The following is a 16,878-nucleotide window of genomic DNA, read 5'->3' as shown; positions in this document are numbered from 1 at the left end:
TGCATTTACTAGTACACATTAATGAACAGCTTTGTAATTTGCGAAAAAAAATAATCTCATCTTTTATTTACTTCCTGCTTGTTTTTCTTAGAATCGGGCGCATTAAAACCGTATTAAACGTTTAGGAAAAGATCATGACTGAAGCAAAACATTGTAAGTTACTTATTTTAGGTTCGGGCCCTGCTGGCTACACAGCCGCAGTTTACGCTGCACGTGCTAATTTAAACCCTGTTTTAATTACAGGTATTCAACAAGGTGGCCAGCTAACGACCACCACTGAAGTTGAAAACTGGCCTGGTGATGCACACGGTTTAACCGGCCCTGCATTAATGGATCGTATGAAAGAGCATGCAGAACGCTTTGAAACTGAAATTGTGTTCGACCACATCAACAAAGTTGACGTATCTAAGCGCCCTTTCACACTAACCGGTGACCAAGGTACTTACACATGTGATGCTTTAATTATTGCAACCGGTGCCTCTGCGAAATATTTAGGCTTAGAGTCTGAGACTAATTTCCAAGGCCGCGGTGTTTCTGCTTGTGCAACCTGTGACGGCTTTTTCTATAAAGGTCAAAAAGTAGCGGTTGTTGGTGGTGGTAACACAGCCGTTGAAGAAGCGTTATACCTGTCTAACATTGCTGATGAAGTTCATGTTATTCACCGTCGTGACAGTTTCCGTAGTGAAAAAATTCTTGCTGACCGCCTTGCTGAAAAAGCTGCGAACGGTAATGTTGTAATGCACTACAACCGTACACTTGATGAAGTACTTGGTGACCAAATGGGTGTGACCGGCGTTCGCATTAAAGATGTGGCGTCAGATGCTACTGAAGAATTTGATTTAGCGGGTGTGTTTATTGCCATTGGCCATAAGCCAAACACCGATATGTTTGAAGGTCAGCTAGAAATGAAAGACGGCTACCTAGTGGTTGAATCTGGTCTTAACGGTAATGCAACCCAAACCAGTGTGCCAGGTGTATTTGCTGCTGGTGATGTGTCTGATCATATTTACCGTCAGGCGATTACCTCTGCCGGTACTGGCTGTATGGCTGCACTTGATGCAGAACGCTTTTTAGATAACCTATAAGCATACATAGCATACTTTTGGGGCTGAATTTTCAGCCCTTTTTTGTGCCCAAACATAACTGTACACACACCAAAATTCATTGTATTTATAATTGAAATTAGTTTTATTTATACAATTAATGGCTTAGGTGCGATAGGATCTAAGGGTGAGCAACGAATACCGTCAAATTATAAAAGTAAAACTAGCTATAATTATCGTCAGGAATAAAAGCTTTATTCATTTAGGCATTACTAGAGACTGTAAAATCAGTTAAAATGCTTAACTTCATATCAAGTAAATTACCGAGAGTTTTCTATGAGTTTGTATACAAAATATATGGAAGAAATCCAAACCCGTAAAACGGAGCTTGGATTAAGCCCACAACCAATCGATAGCGCTGAACTAGTATCAGAAATAATTAATCAAATTAAAGATACTAATAACGAGCACCGTAAAGATTCACTGCATTTCTTTATTTATAATACTTTACCTGGAACAACCAGTGCTGCGAGCGTTAAAGCACAGTTTCTAAAAGAAATCATTTTAGGTGAAGAGCACGTTGCAGAAATCACTCCAGAATTTGCATTTGAACTGCTTTCACACATGAAAGGCGGCCCGTCAATTGAAATGCTAATTGATTTAGCATTTGGTGATGACGCAGCAATCGCAGCACAAGCGGCTGAAGTACTTAAAACTCAGGTATTCTTATACGATGCTGATATGGAGCGTATTAAAGCGGCCTACGAAGCAGGCAATGCAATTGCTAAAGAATTACTAGAGAGTTTCTCAAAAGCTGAATTCTTTACAAAACTACCTGACATCGAAGAAAAAATCGAAGTTGTAACTTACATTGCTGGTGAAGGCGACATCTCAACTGATTTACTGTCTCCAGGTAACCAAGCACACTCACGTGCTGACCGTGAATTACACGGTAAGTGTATGATCACTGAAGAAGCACAACAAGAAATCGTTGAACTTCAAAAGAAACACCCTAATGCTAAAGTAATGCTTATTGCTGAAAAAGGCACAATGGGCGTTGGTTCATCTCGTATGTCTGGTGTAAATAACGTTGCACTTTGGGCGGGTAAACAAGCAAGCCCATACGTTCCTTTCATCAACATTGCACCTGTTGTTGCAGGTACTAATGGTATCGCTCCAATCTTCTTAACGACGGTTGATGTAACCGGCGGTATTGGTCTTGACCTTAAAAACTGGGTTAAGAAAGTAGATGCAGAAGGCAATACTGTAACTGATGAAAATGGCGATGCAGTGCTTGAAGAAGCTTATTCAGTTGCCACAGGTACTGTATTAACAATCAATACAAAAGAGAAAAAGCTTTATAACGGCGATAAAGAACTGGTTGATGTATCATCAGCGTTCACACCGCAAAAAGTTGAATTCATGAAAGCTGGTGGTTCTTACGCTGTTGTATTTGGTAAAAAACTACAAACGTTTGCTGCTGAAACGCTGGGTATTGAAACTCCTCTTGTGTATGCACCTTCAAAAGAAATTTCACATGAAGGCCAAGGCTTAACAGCGGTTGAAAAAATCTTTAACCGTAATGCGGTAGGTGTTCTATCAGATACGCCACTTCACGCAGGCTCAAATGTTCGTGTTAAAGTGAACATCGTTGGTTCGCAAGATACAACCGGTCCAATGACAGCACAAGAATTAGAAGCGATGGCTGCTTCAACGATTTCACCACTTGTTGATGGTGCTTATCAGTCTGGTTGTCATACAGCATCAGTATGGGATAGCAAAGCACAAGCTAACATTCCTAAACTAATGGCGTTTATGAATAAGTTTGGTTTGATCACTGCACGTGACCCGAAAGGCGTTTACCATGCAATGACTGACGTTATTCACAAAGTATTGAACGACATTACCATTGATGATCGCGCTATCATCATCGGTGGTGACTCGCATACACGTATGTCTAAAGGCGTTGCCTTTGGTGCCGATTCAGGCACCGTTGCTGTTGCACTTGCAACCGGTGAATCAGCGATGCCGATTCCTGATTCAGTTAAAGTGACGTTTAAAGGCAAAATGGCTAAGCACATGGATTTCCGCGATGTTGTTCATGCAACGCAAGCGCAAATGCTTAAGCAATTTGGCGGCGAAAACGTGTTCCAAGGTCGTATCATTGAAGTTCATATTGGTACCCTAATGGCTGACCAAGCGTTTACTTTCACTGACTGGACTGCAGAAATGAAAGCAAAAGCGTCAATCTGTATTTCAAATGATGAAACGCTAATTAAGTCAATTGAACTTGCTAAATCACGTATCCAAATCATGATCAACAAAGGTATGGATAACGAAGCGCAAACGCTACAAGGTCTAATCGACTTAGCTGACAAGCGTATTGCAGGTATTCAATCTGGTGAAGAGCCAGCACTTTCTCCAGACGACAACGCTAAATACCACGCAGAAGTTGTGGTTGATTTGGACCAAATCGTTGAGCCAATGATTGCCGATCCAGACGTGAACAACGATGATGTTTCTAAACGTTATACTCACGATGTGATCCGCCCTGTTTCTTTTTACAACGACAAACCTGTTGATTTAGGTTTCGTTGGTTCGTGTATGGTTCACAAAGGCGATATGAAAATTATTGCTCACATGCTACGTAACCTTGAAAAGAAAAACGGTTCTATCACATTCAAAGCACCATTAGTTGTTGCGCCACCAACATACAACATTGTTGATGAGCTTAAAGCGGAAGGCGACTGGGATATTCTTGCTAAATACGCTGGTTTTGAATTTGACGATGAAAAACCAAAAACAGCGGCACGTACTAAGTATGAAAATATCCTATACCTAGAACGCCCTGGTTGTAACTTATGTATGGGTAACCAAGAAAAAGCAGAACCTGGTGACACTGTTATCGCAACATCAACTCGTCTGTTCCAAGGCCGTGTAGTAGCCGATACATCTGAGAAAAAAGGTGAGTCACTACTAGGTTCTACGCCGGTTGTAGTACTTTCTACTGTACTTGGTCGTTTCCCGACTATCGAAGAGTATAAGTCTGCGGTTGAAGGCATTGACCTTACCTCGTTTACACCTGTTGAAGAAGCAATGACAACTAAGTTCAACGCTGGACAAGCAGTACCAGTAAAGGTGGTTAGCTAATTCGATTAGTTAGCACTTTTTAAGCTAATAATTAAAAGCGCGTTTTAAACGCGCTTTTTTTTGCCTAACAAAAATAGCGCTTAGAAAGTAAATCCTATGTAGTGACACAATAATTTGTAGTTTGTGATTTTAAAGCAACAGGTTACACTTTATCTTGACCATGCAGTTATTCAATCGGTGTTATGACTAAACAACTCTATCAACTCGCTCAAAGCCACTTTGCTTTTCCTGATCCCAACCATGCATTAGATGATCCCGATGGTTTACTTGCCATTGGTGGATGCTTATCAGTATCGCGATTAAAAAATGCCTACAGCCAAGGTATTTTTCCGTGGTTTAGTGAACACGAGCCAATTATGTGGTGGTCGCCTAGTGAACGCGGTATTGTTGAGCTCAATGACTTTCATGTTAGTAAAAGTCTACGTAAGCATTTAAAAAAACACCCGGTCACCGTAACCATAAACCATGCCTTTGAAGAAGTGATAGAAGCATGTCGCGATCAACGCATTGATACCGATGGCACCTGGATCACTTTGCAAATGCAACAGGCGTACATTAATGCCCATCACAATGGCCTAGCTCATAGTTTAGAGGTTTGGCGCGAGGGAGAGCTTGCAGGTGGCTTATATGGCATCATGCAAACAGGTGTTTTTTGTGGTGAATCAATGTTTCATCATCAAACAAATTGTTCCAAACTGGCTATGTGGGCGCTGGTTAATTGGCTTAAACGCCACAATGCGCATTTTATTGATTGCCAATTAGAAAATCCTTATTTAATGTCGTTAGGTGCCAGCGTGATTCCACGTGAAGAATTTTTAACTAAACTTAATAAAGCACAGTGTTACACCCCAGCTGCCAGTATGTGGCAGCCACAGGAGCTAATCGCGATATATGAATGAACAACTTCCGGCTCGTATTGGCCTAAGCCAACCATTTGAGTGCAGTTATTTACCTGATCGCCAAGAGCAATTGCTGGTGATACTCGATCCAAGTTGTTACAGCAGCAATAAGTTTGAGTCATTATTAGCATTAGGCTTTCGTCGCAGCGGTAACCAAATTTACCGTCCGCACTGCCCTATTTGCAGCGCGTGTAGTTCTGTGCGCGTTTTAGCTGATAAGTTTATACCGACAAAATCGCAAAAACGTAAACTTAACAAAGCAAAAAACCGCTTTGAGGTAAAATATTCTCAAGTTGAACGCGAACAATACTATCCACTTTACAGTAAATACATTAGCTTGCGCCACCAAGACGGTAGTATGTATCCGCCTGATAAATCACAATTTCAAAGCTTTTTGTTTTGTAGTTGGTTAACCATTACTTTTATTGAGCTTTGGGATCAAGAAAACTTAGTAGCTGTTGCTGTAACTGATTGTATGGACAACGCTATTTCGGCCATTTATACATTTTTTGACCCTGACTACGAACACTTTAGTTTAGGCACTGTAATGATATTACAGCAGCTTAAATTTGCTAAACAGCAGCGCAAACAGTTTGTTTATTTAGGCTATCAAATAGATGAATGCGACAAAATGAACTATAAAACGCAGTTTTTACCTGCTCAAAAACAGTGCAATGACCAGTGGCTGGCTATTTAATTTACAAAAATAGCCCCTGCGCCTTTACTTATTGGCGTATTTTGGGCAAAATCTGCAGCGTTTAACTATTAAAGAGGTGTTACGCTAAACATGGCGAAAGAAGACGTAATCGAAATGCAAGGGACAGTCCTTGATACTTTACCAAATACAATGTTCCGAGTTGAGCTAGAAAATGGTCACGTAGTTGTGGCTCATATTTCAGGTAAAATGCGCAAAAACTATATCCGTATTTTAACCGGCGATAAAGTAACGGTAGAAATGACTCCTTACGATTTATCGAAAGGTCGTATCGTATTCCGTGCTCGCTAAGTAAGTGCGTAAACGAGATTTAGTTTTTGGCTAGTGCAAACTAGCTTTAAGCGTTTATTAAATGTAATTAATGCTAGGGTCTGTTGACCTTTGCGGATTAAAATTCGTTCAAACTAAGGGCGGTTTAATCGCGGCGCGAGGTTTGTAACCTAGTGGGCTAAGTAAAAACCGAGCAACAAAGAGTAAATCGCCCCTAGGCAGAACCCTTCGGGCAGCGCCTGTTTGGCATTGATGCTGCGTTATCGCCTATTTATGGGGAATAACCACACCACATAGGCTCTGCCTTGCCTAAATACCAAACAGACTGCTGCAAATTTAACCTTGAAAGGTCAACAGACCCTAGTAGCCAGTAATTACATTTAATAAACAAAAAACCCAGCCTTTGCTGGGTTTTTTGTTGCCTATTTCTTTGGCAAATAAAAAAAGCCTGCACAAAGCAGGCTTTTTAAAATCGCTAACCTTTTAGGTTAGGCTGGCGTTAAGTCACTCTCGTAATCAAAACGTAGTTTTTTATCTTTAACCGATACTTTTACCGTACCGCCAGAAATTAGCTCACCAAACAGTATTTCGTTTGCTAATTGCTTTTTAAGGTCTTCCTGAATAACACGTGCCATAGGGCGTGCGCCCATTGCTTTGTCATAGCCTTTGTCAGCCAACCATTCACGTGCTTTAGAGGTAAGCTCAAGATTAACTGACTTCTTATCCAGTTGCGCTTGAAGCTCCACAACAAATTTATCAACCACTTGCAAAATAACCTCTTTCTCGAGGTGATTAAACCAAATAATGTTATCTAAGCGGTTTCTAAATTCAGGTGAAAATACTTTGTTAATTTCACCCATTGCATCGTGTGTATGATCTTGCTCACTAAAACCAATCGACTTACGTGTAGTTTCTTGTACGCCGGCATTGGTGGTCATCACCACGACGACGTTTCTAAAGTCAGCTTTTCGGCCGTTATTATCTGTTAGCGTACCGTGATCCATAACTTGTAATAAAATGTTGTAGATATCAGGATGGGCTTTTTCAATTTCATCCAGCAATACCACTGCATGTGGATTTTTTATAACCGCTTCTGTTAATAAGCCGCCTTGTTCAAAACCTACATAACCCGGAGGCGCACCGATTAAACGGCTCACCGCATGGCGCTCAACGTATTCAGACATATCAAAACGAATAAACTCAACACCCATGCATTTAGCTAATTGCTTGGTAACCTCTGTTTTACCGACCCCTGTTGGGCCTGCAAATAAGAACGAACCAACCGGTTTGTTCTCGTTTGCTAAACCTGAGCGCGATAAGCGAATAGCAGAAGTTAATGCATCAATTGATTGATCTTGTCCAAACACCAACATTTTTAAATTACGGTCTAAGTTTTTCAGCGTTTCTTTATCAGAAGACGACACATTTTGTGGTGGAATGCGCGCCATTTTAGACACAATCATCTCAATATCAGATACACCAATCGTTTTTTTACGCTTAGAGGTAGGTAACAAACGTTGGTTTGCGCCCGCTTCATCAATAACATCAATCGCTTTATCAGGTAAGTGACGTTCATTAATATACTTTGCGCTAAGCTCGGCTGCCGCCTTTAACGCTTTTTGCGTGTAACGAATACCATGGTGTGCTTCATAACGCTCTTTTAAGCCGTTAAGAATTTTAGTGGTATCTTCAACGCTAGGTTCAAGCACATCAATTTTTTGAAAGCGACGTACCAAGGCACGATCTTTCTCAAAAATGTTTTTGTACTCACCGTAAGTCGTTGAACCCATACAACGTAATTGCCCACTTGAAAGTAGCGGTTTAATTAAGTTTGAGGCATCCATTACCCCACCCGACGCAGCACCTGCACCGATAATGGTATGAATTTCATCAATAAATAAAATTGAACCCGGTTTTGCTTGCAGCTCTTTTAATAAGCTTTTAAAGCGCTTTTCAAAATCGCCTCGGTATTTAGTACCTGCAAGCAAAGCGCCCATATCTAATGAGTAAACAATCGCATCTGCAATAACTTCAGGCACTTGTTCGTTAACAATTCGATACGCTAAACCCTCAGCAATAGCGGTTTTACCCACGCCAGCTTCACCAACCAGTAATGGGTTGTTCTTTTTACGACGACACAGCACTTGCACTGTGCGCTCTACTTCGCTGTCACGACCAACAAGCGGGTCAATGTTGCCCTCTTTGGCTTGTATGTTGAGATTAGTGGTGAAGCTGTCGAGCTTACTCGCTTCTTCACTGTCAACTTCTTGCACTTCTTCATGTATATCGTCAGTGTCATCGCCTAATTCGTCATCACCTTTAGCAATCCCATGAGAAATAAAATTAACAATATCAAGGCGAGAAATATCATTCTTTTTAAGTAAATAAACTGCCTGGCTTTCTTGCTCAGAAAAAATAGCCACCAGTACATTTACACCTGTCACTTCATTTTTTCCCGAAGATTGCACATGAAATACCGCGCGCTGTAATACACGCTGAAAACCAAGCGTTGGTTGAGTTTCGCGTTCTTCTTCTAAATCAGGAATAACCGGTGTGGTTTCATCAATAAATTCAAGTAACTCTGTTTTTAATCCAGAAATGTCAACACCACACGCATTAAGCGCTTCTCCAGCTGATGGATTATCGAGTAGAGCTAATAAAAGATGCTCTACGGTCATAAACTCATGACGACGTGTACGCGCTTCACGAAACGCGGTGTTCAAAGTTAGTTCTAAGTCTTTATTTAGCATTGGCAACCCCTTACAGAGATAATAATTTTATACCGCACTTCAAAGATGAAAGTTCACCTTTGTGGTATTTATTCCTGCTCACAACTACATAGCAGTGGATGCTCGTTATCCCTTGAGTAGCGGTTAACTTGCTCAGCCTTGGTATGTGCTACATCTGCGCTGTAAACACCACAAATGCCCTTACCTTGCTGATGTATTTGCAGCATCACATCAGTTGCTCTATCGCTATCCATATTAAAAAACGTCATCAAGATCTCAATTACAAAATCCATCGGCGTGTAATCATCGTTGTTTAACACAACTTTATATTTTCGCGGTGGCTGCAACTTTTGCTTTTCACTATCGCGAACGGTGTCGATAACACCAGAATCTTTCATACCACTCATAATTAAATATAGTCTTGTCTTTGTAACTCAAGCAAACTTGAATAAAAAAATAAATAAAATGTTAAAAAATAACCCAAAAACACTTGACTGGTTGCTTAAATAAACTACAGTCAAATGGTGATTGATTAAACCTTAGTCAGTCTAGCAAACAATACAGTTTAGGATAACTAAATTAGTCAACTTATAGAAGGATGTAGAAGTATGGCTTGTGGTAAAGTCAAATGGTTCAACAACGCCAAAGGTTTTGGTTTCATCGTAGAAGACGGTTGCGAGAACGACATTTTTGCTCATTACTCCACTATTGTAATGGACGGATACAAGACACTTAAAGCTGGTCAAGATGTTACCTTCGAATTACAACAAGGCCCTAAAGGTCTACACGCTACTAATATTGCCCCTAACGGCGATATTTTAGAGTGATTGTAAATATGAGACTAAAGCGAGCGACCTGTTTAGATCCTCGCTTAATTCCCTAAAACCCCTAACCACTTCTATATTAATTGCTTCATTGTTCGTTAATTCAACCCCACTCCTTGATTTTATTTTATCTACCCCAATAATTTCACTGTTAGATGTTTAACTACTGGCGTTTGGCGCGTAATCCTAGCCCTTTTTAGCCAAGCTTGTTACACTCTTTATCCTGTAAAACGTAATTACTTTAGCCTAATGGCTAATTTGTATTTACATAAATTTTAGTTATAAGAGACACTAGTCCGTCAGGTGTGATTATTCTCACCTTGTTTAGGTTATACGAGTACCAACACCTAACAGACTTTTCATTGCATATATTAATGCTTTATTTACAAGGTATTAGGCGATGATATCTTTGCATTGTTGAATTTGGCCAATGCGGCCTACTATCTAGGAATGATGATGACATCAAAAATTATCTACACAAAAACGGACGAAGCTCCGGCATTAGCAACGTATTCGTTGTTACCAATTATCCAAGCGTACACAAATGCGGCAGGTGTTGAAGTTGAAACACGCGACATCTCACTCGCTGGTCGTGTAATTGCGAGCTTCCCGGATTACCTAACAGAAGAACAACGCATTGGTGATGCACTTGCAGAACTTGGCGAAATGGCAAAAACACCAGAAGCTAACATCATTAAATTACCAAACATCAGTGCCTCAGTTCCACAACTTCGCGCTGTAATTAAAGAGCTTCAAGGAAAAGGTTATGCACTTCCAGAATACCCTGTAGAACCTAAAAACGATGAAGAAAAAGCGATTCAAGCCGCCTATGACAAAATTAAAGGCAGTGCAGTAAACCCTGTACTTCGTGAAGGTAACTCTGACCGTCGCGCACCAAGTTCAGTAAAAGAATATGCACGTAATAACCCACATTCTATGGGTGCATGGAGCAAAGATTCACAGTCTTATGTTGCAAGCATGGAAGAAGGTGACTTCTTTGGTTCAGAGCAGTCACTAACTGTTGATGAAGTAACAGATGTTCGTATTGAACACGTAGCGGCTAATGGCGATATCACTGTACTTAAGCAAAGCACACCGCTACTTGCTGGTGAAGTTATTGATGCATCACGTATTAGTGCTGCAAAATTACAAGCATTCCTTGAAGCTGAAATTAATGCAGCTAAAGAAAAAGGCGTGTTATTTTCGCTTCATATGAAAGCGACCATGATGAAAGTATCTGATCCAATCATCTTTGGTCACGCTGTAAAAGTATTTTACAAAGATGTTTTTGCAAAACACGGTGCACTTTTTGAAGAGCTAGGTGTTGATGTAAATAACGGTTTAGGCGATGTGTACTCTAAAATTCAAACTTTAGATGACGCTAAGCGCGAAGAAATTGAAGCTGACATTCAAGCTGTTTACGCTGACCGCCCTGCTATCGCAATGGTTGATTCTCATCGCGGTATTACAAACTTACATGTACCAAGTGATGTGATCATCGATGCCTCTATGCCTGCTGCAATTCGTTCAAGCGGTCAAATGTGGAATAAAGACGATAAATTACAAGACACAAGCTTTGTAATTCCAGATCGTTGTTACTCTGGCGTTTACCAAGCAACGATTGATTTTTGTAAAGAGCACGGTGCATTTGATCCTACGACTATGGGTAGCGTACCAAACGTTGGCCTTATGGCTCAAAAAGCAGAAGAGTACGGCTCACACGATAAAACATTTGAAGCAAAAGCTGACGGTACTATCCGTGTTGTAGACACAAACGGTAATACGTTACTTGAGCACAGTGTTGAGAAAGGCGATATCTGGCGCATGTGTCAGGTTAAAGATGCACCTATTCAAGATTGGGTTAAACTTGCAGTAAACCGCGCTCGCGCGACAGGTAATCCGGCTATTTTCTGGTTAGATGCAGAACGTGCACACGATGCTGAGCTAATCAAAAAAGTAAATAAATACCTGCCAGATCACGACACTGCTGGCCTAGATATTCAAATTTTATCGCCAATGGATGCAACCTTGTTCTCACTAGCACGCATCAAAGAAGGTAAAGACACAATTTCTGTAACAGGTAACGTGTTACGTGATTACTTAACAGATTTATTCCCAATTTTAGAGTTGGGTACCAGTGCTAAAATGCTTTCAATTGTGCCACTAATGAATGGCGGTGGTTTATTTGAAACTGGTGCGGGTGGCTCTGCTCCTAAGCACGTTCAACAATTTGAGAAAGAAAACCACTTACGTTGGGATTCTTTAGGTGAATTCTTAGCACTTGCTGCTTCACTTGAGCACCTAAGCACAACAACAGGTAACAAAAAAGCACAAGTACTTGCAGATACGCTTGATAAAGCTACCGGCACATTCTTAGCTGAAAACAAGTCGCCTTCACGTAAAGTAAAAGAGATTGATAACCGTGGTTCTCATTTCTTCTTATCTTTATTCTGGGCACAAGAACTTGCTAAGCAAAATGATGACAGCGAGCTTAAAGCGCAGTTTACGCAAATTGCTAGCGACCTTGAAACTAACAAAGAGCAAATTGTTAGCGAGCTAAACGATGCACAGGGCCCAGCAATGGACATTGGCGGATACTTCCAGCCAAATGACGATGCAGCTTTTAAAGCAATGCGCCCAAGCACAACATTTAACGAGATTTTATCTAAACTGGTATAAATCCATTAAATGAATGAAAAGGCGCTCCAAAGAGCGCCTTTTTTTGTGCCTAATACCAATTCGCTTATTTAAGTGGTTTACTTTGCGGATTGGTATAAGTAAAAGGCATTCGTAAAAAAGGCCGCTAATGCGGCCTTTAATATTCAACTAAACAAGTTTATTTAGTGTATGCACGTGGCATGTTTGATTCTGTTGTATAGCGCTCACGCAGTTTATCTTGGCGAGATTCAGTACTTACCTCAACCCCATTAATAAACATTTTATTTACGTGGCTGCTCAGCTCAAACGGGTCATTACTCCACATTACAACATCAGCGGCTTTACCCACTTCTAAGCTACCCGCATTAATACCAAATACATCAGCCACATTTGAAGTCATCGCTTTTAATGCGCCTTGCTGGCTCATACCATAAGACACTGCATTACCGGCATCATAGCGGAGCTGGTAAACATTATGACTGGCATCGCCACCCACAGTTAAAAGTACTTTAACACCTGCTTTTTCTAGTATGCCGGCATTATTTAGGCTTGCATGTAATGAATCAAAACTGCCTGGTAAGTTATCCATTGCACTGATGATCACAGGAATACCCGCTTTTGCGATACGATCTTTAACTACAACGGCATCTTGCGCACCATTAAGAACAATATTTACCCCAAACTGCTGTTTCACTTTTATAAGTTCAACAATATCCGATGCACGCGACACACTAATTAGTAATGGCATATCGCCTTTTAGTACTTTAGCCATTATTTTATCTTCAGCACTTGGCTTAGCATCGTCTTTTTTAGCTTCTTTGCTTGCTTTAGTTTGGTGCTCATCTAACTTATTGATCAGTGTTTGCAATGTAAATGCACGAGAGCCTTTGCTTCGCTCACCCAAATGAACCACTAATGCCGCTTGCTTTTTGTTTACGCTTTCAAAGCTGCCGCTTAAATCCACCACACTGGCAAGGCCTGCAAATATGCTGTCACCGCCGTACGGGGTGATCAAATCGCGAGTAACACCGCCTTTACGTGCATAAGGGATTAGGCTTGAACGAGGGTTAAATGCCAAGCTTGCATCAAAATCAATACCTGCTTTTTCTTCTCCCGCATCGCGAGAGCCTGCAACCGCACCTACTTCAACTAAACCAAGTTGATTTACAGTGGCAATAAAACCAGGGGTCACGATTTGACCTTTGGCATCAATAATTTTATCTGCTTTAACATCGCTAGGATTAATTGCAGTGATTTTGCCATCATTCATTACAATGCTGGCAGACTCTAATACGCCTTGATCTGAGGATGTATGCAGTGTTGCGTTAATTATAGCAAGAGATTGAGCGCTCACCGCACCCGATGCTAGTAACCCTGCAGCAACCAGAGAAAGCGAAAACGAACGTGATAATTTTTTCATTCTGGGTGCTCCTTATTGTTGACCTAACATAAAATCACTTTGTGCTTGGTATGCACTATCGTTTCTATCGTAAACTTTTGCGCCATCAACAAACACTTGCTCAGCTTTTGCGTAAACGCTAAATGGGCTTTGATTCCAAATAACCACATCAGCTTGTTTACCCGCTTCAAGTGAGCCTGTTTTATCTTCAATGCCGAGTGATTTAGCGGCATTAGCCGTGATCCACTTAATTGCATGCTGCTCAGAAATATCAAACCCATTTTGGTTTGCACTGTACATTACTTTAGCGGCTTCTTGGTTTAAGCGTTGAATCGTCGTGTCAGAATCTGAGTGCACAACGGCACATGAGTTTTTAACTGCATCAACAATCGCTACGTTCTCTTGTACCATATCGTAGGCTTCCATTTTAAAGCCCCACCAGTCTGGCCAAAGTGCTGCACACGAGCCATTTTCAGCCAGTAAATCTGCGATTTTATAGGCTTCAATACCGTGATGGAATGTACCCGCGTGATAATTAAACTCTTTAGAAAGGTCGATCATCATCGCCATTTCTTCAGCTTTATAACAGTGATTGTGAATACGAACCTCACCTTCTAAAACACCACGTAGGGTATCGTATTTAATATCGCGGTGTGGAGCTTCTGGGTTTTTACCCGCAGCGTAATCAGCATCGTATTTGTCCCAAGCACGCTTGTACTCTTGCGCCCCAATCCAAGCTGTGCGATAGCCTGCCATATTACCCATACGTGTCATCGGTAATTCACCTTTACGGCCATAAACGCGTTTAGGGTTTTCACCACACGCCATTTTTAAACCGTATGGTGCATCAGGAAACTTCATCCCTTGCATGGTGTGAGCCGGTACATTTTTAAGGGTAACGCCACGTCCACCAAATAAATTAGCTGAACCTGGTAAAATTTGTAACGAGGTAATACCGCCTTCACGTGCGCGATTAAAGCCTGGATCTTGTGGCCAAATTGAATGCTCAACCCATACTTCTGCTGTATTTGGGCTAGTCATTTCGTTGCCATCTTGGTGAGACTCAACCGACGGATTTGGATAAGCACCTAAATGAGAGTGAACATCAATAATACCTGGTGTTACCCATTTGCCTTGCGCATCTATAGTGGTGTCTGCGTTAGCGGTTAAATCTTTACCAACTTGCTGTACTTTACCATCAACAAGTAATACATCGGCTTCATCTAAACGCTCACCCGTGCCTGTTAATACAGTGGCATTGGTAATTAATGTGCTTGATGTAGCAACGGGTTGATAAGTACTTGGGTATGGGTTTTTATTAATGGTTACTTTTGCATCTTGCGGGCCGCTTTCTTGGCAACCAACAAGAGCCGCTGCTAAACTAACAGCTAACAATGAGGGAGCAAATTTTTGCATGTTTTTAGGTTCTCCTGTTTTTTTACTACTTTAGCGAAAGCAAACGCATAAAGCTAAAAAAACAGGTGAAAAGGCGGTTATTTAAGGTGAGTTTCTGTAATTATTTTTTTATATAATTGTTATAAAGCTTATCCAGTGCCCCTTCTGTGGTGAGCGATGGATCTTTACTAATAAAGTGTTTAACCGTTCGGGTTACAAAATCCGAATTTTGCTTATGTAATTTTGAAAAATCTTTAATTAATGTATTACCATCTTTTGCGGCGGTGACTTTATCATGACGATGCCTGTATTGGCTCAATGCCTTATTAAAATCGCCTTGATAATCCTCGACTAAAATTTTATAAAAATCACTTTTTTGTACTTTTAATACAGTAATGCAATAGTTAAGCGCTTCTTTGAAGTCGGTAAATACGGTGCCTTCTACATCAAACTCTTTGGTTTTTTTGCGCACCGTAACGCGCGCTTCTTCAGTGGCATAACTAAACCCTGTAAAGGCGAGTCGCTCAGCCGCTTCTTTACCGAGTTTCATGCCTGCTTTAATGCTGTGCGCAAATTCATCGCTCATGTCGCCAAGCTCGCTTTCTTCCCACATGTTGTACACACGTAAGGGCTTTGCGTATTTATTTGATAGTTTCTTTTTAAGCTTACTAAAACGCTCATCAATGGTCATTAAGCGTTCATTATGAAGTAATGCATGGCATTCATAACAAGCCGCAATAGCAACAAAATCTGCTTCTTCGCCTAAATCAATCATACTTTGTAACATGTGCAATGGTGGGCAATGATCGCGCTCTGTTGCCTCACAGCCGCAATAAAAACATTGGTTAAAATGCTGTTGCTCACACGCATAAGCTTGCTGGTAGTAACTGGCTAACGTTTTATTCACAATTGCGCTCCAAAAATATAAAATGCCACAAATTTAGGGCGCGATAATAACAGTCTGAAAAAATATTTCAGTATGAAAACGCTAAAGTGTGTCAAAAATAAATTACTTAACCTGAACTCTGGTTAAGAGATTTACTAACATATTGAATTATATTAATAATTTGGTTTGTTTTCTCCAGCCAGAAATTTACAGTGAAAACAAGGCGAATTTTCGCGTCAATAGCGGGCCTATTGCAAGTAAATTCAACGCAGTTAGCGCTGAAAATAGCTGCTTGAGATAGATTTATTATCCATAGTTCAGGTTACTTATGAACAACTTTTCATACACCTACAAAATTGCACGATTTATATACACATCTTCTTACAGCTTACCCCATTCAGTTAACAAGATTTCGGCTACATTAAGCAATACTTAAGTTGCATATAAACAAAGAGGCAAATACTATGATTTCTTTCAAAGCAACTCTATATTCAACTGTATTATTGGGCGCAGCAACATTAACAGCGCCTCTAATGGCAACCACTTTTGTTGCCACTGATTCATCACCCGGTACACAAGTTTGCATGGCCGTTGCATCTAACAAACAACTGACACTGCACAAAACAATTAAAGAGCTCCATACCAACAAGCATGTAATTGGCAAAAAATTACGCTGCAATAATTTATCAGTGAATGATTTTGTAGCGCTTTATAATTTAGACAAATCTGCACGCTTTTTCAATATTGAGGCTACCACCAACACATCAATAAGGGATTTGGCAAAGGTAAATAAACCGATGGTGGTTATTATGGCGGGATCTAAATAACCTAAATTATGACTAGGAAATCGGTTTTTAATACGTTCAATTTACGCGAATCAAACACGTTAAGCAGGGCTTAGTACCTGCTT

General features: G+C 40.6%; 13 protein-coding genes. 8 read left to right on the top strand and 5 right to left on the bottom strand.

What is annotated here, in order from left to right:
- The first annotated feature begins 134 nt into the window (after window positions 1-134).
- The 5 genes from trxB (at window position 135) to infA (ending at window position 6,098) form a co-directional block, all read left to right on the top strand.
- Window positions 135-1,085 carry a thioredoxin-disulfide reductase gene (gene trxB, locus MTN97_RS13225; RefSeq protein ID WP_248474587.1) on the top strand — a complete coding sequence of 317 codons (951 nt, stop codon included), beginning with the start codon at window positions 135-137 and terminating at the stop codon, window positions 1,083-1,085.
- 294 nt (window positions 1,086-1,379) lie between these two features.
- On the top strand, window positions 1,380-4,193 hold the full coding sequence (locus tag MTN97_RS13220) for a bifunctional aconitate hydratase 2/2-methylisocitrate dehydratase (RefSeq protein ID WP_081762907.1): 2,814 nt from the start codon (window positions 1,380-1,382) through the stop codon (window positions 4,191-4,193).
- A 182-nt stretch (window positions 4,194-4,375) separates the two neighbouring features.
- Window positions 4,376-5,092: a leucyl/phenylalanyl-tRNA--protein transferase gene (aat, locus tag MTN97_RS13215; protein WP_036982897.1), complete on the top strand. Its 717-nt coding sequence runs from the start codon at window positions 4,376-4,378 to the stop codon at window positions 5,090-5,092.
- Complete coding sequence (locus MTN97_RS13210) at window positions 5,085-5,789, top strand: arginyltransferase (RefSeq protein ID WP_036982898.1); 705 nt, start codon at window positions 5,085-5,087, stop codon at window positions 5,787-5,789. Before aat ends, MTN97_RS13210 begins: the two co-directional genes overlap by 8 nt.
- A 90-nt stretch (window positions 5,790-5,879) precedes the next feature.
- Complete coding sequence (gene infA, locus MTN97_RS13205; RefSeq protein WP_002962494.1) at window positions 5,880-6,098, top strand: translation initiation factor IF-1; 219 nt, start codon at window positions 5,880-5,882, stop codon at window positions 6,096-6,098.
- Window positions 6,099-6,565: 467 nt separating this feature from the next.
- Here infA and clpA read toward each other — a convergent pair whose 3' ends face one another.
- Together clpA and clpS are read right to left on the bottom strand one after the other, a co-directional pair.
- Window positions 6,566-8,827 carry an ATP-dependent Clp protease ATP-binding subunit ClpA gene (gene clpA / locus MTN97_RS13200; protein ID WP_248474586.1) on the bottom strand — a complete coding sequence of 754 codons (2,262 nt, stop codon included), beginning with the start codon at window positions 8,825-8,827 and terminating at the stop codon, window positions 6,566-6,568.
- A gap of 68 nt (window positions 8,828-8,895) precedes the next feature.
- Window positions 8,896-9,204, bottom strand: coding sequence for an ATP-dependent Clp protease adapter ClpS (clpS, locus tag MTN97_RS13195; protein WP_008110102.1), 309 nt, complete (start codon window positions 9,202-9,204; stop codon window positions 8,896-8,898).
- Window positions 9,205-9,414: 210 nt separating this feature from the next.
- Between clpS and cspD the strand changes: the two genes are divergently transcribed.
- Window positions 9,415-9,633 (top strand): cold shock domain-containing protein CspD, encoded by a 219-nt coding sequence (gene cspD / locus MTN97_RS13190; protein WP_013464751.1) that lies wholly within the window; start codon window positions 9,415-9,417, stop codon window positions 9,631-9,633.
- 453 nt (window positions 9,634-10,086) lie between these two features.
- Window positions 10,087-12,309, top strand: a complete 2,223-nt coding sequence (locus MTN97_RS13185) for an NADP-dependent isocitrate dehydrogenase (RefSeq protein ID WP_248474585.1) — start codon at window positions 10,087-10,089, stop codon at window positions 12,307-12,309.
- 157 nt (window positions 12,310-12,466) lie between these two features.
- Here MTN97_RS13185 and MTN97_RS13180 read toward each other — a convergent pair whose 3' ends face one another.
- The 3 genes from MTN97_RS13180 to MTN97_RS13170 all read right to left on the bottom strand — a co-directional run bounded on the left by MTN97_RS13180 (window position 12,467) and on the right by MTN97_RS13170 (window position 15,989).
- The gene (locus MTN97_RS13180; RefSeq protein WP_013464749.1) at window positions 12,467-13,708 is read right to left on the bottom strand and encodes an amidohydrolase family protein; all 1,242 of its coding nucleotides are present in this window, start codon (window positions 13,706-13,708) and stop codon (window positions 12,467-12,469) included.
- Between the two features lie 12 nt (window positions 13,709-13,720).
- A complete protein-coding gene (locus MTN97_RS13175) occupies window positions 13,721-15,103 on the bottom strand; it encodes an amidohydrolase (RefSeq protein WP_248474584.1) in 1,383 nt (460 codons plus the stop codon).
- A 100-nt stretch (window positions 15,104-15,203) separates the two neighbouring features.
- Window positions 15,204-15,989: a hypothetical protein gene (locus MTN97_RS13170; protein ID WP_248474583.1), complete on the bottom strand. Its 786-nt coding sequence runs from the start codon at window positions 15,987-15,989 to the stop codon at window positions 15,204-15,206.
- Window positions 15,990-16,405: 416 nt separating this feature from the next.
- Between MTN97_RS13170 and MTN97_RS13165 the strand changes: the two genes are divergently transcribed.
- Window positions 16,406-16,795 carry a DUF3718 domain-containing protein gene (locus MTN97_RS13165; protein WP_248474582.1) on the top strand — a complete coding sequence of 130 codons (390 nt, stop codon included), beginning with the start codon at window positions 16,406-16,408 and terminating at the stop codon, window positions 16,793-16,795.
- Window positions 16,796-16,878: the final 83 nt, after the last annotated feature.

Origin of the sequence: Pseudoalteromonas sp. 2CM36K (genome assembly GCF_023161865.1) — a bacterium.
Taxonomy (GTDB): domain Bacteria; phylum Pseudomonadota; class Gammaproteobacteria; order Enterobacterales; family Alteromonadaceae; genus Pseudoalteromonas; species Pseudoalteromonas tetraodonis.
The sequence above is the reverse complement of the archived record's forward strand: the minus strand, read 5'-3'. Positions and strand labels throughout refer to the sequence as shown.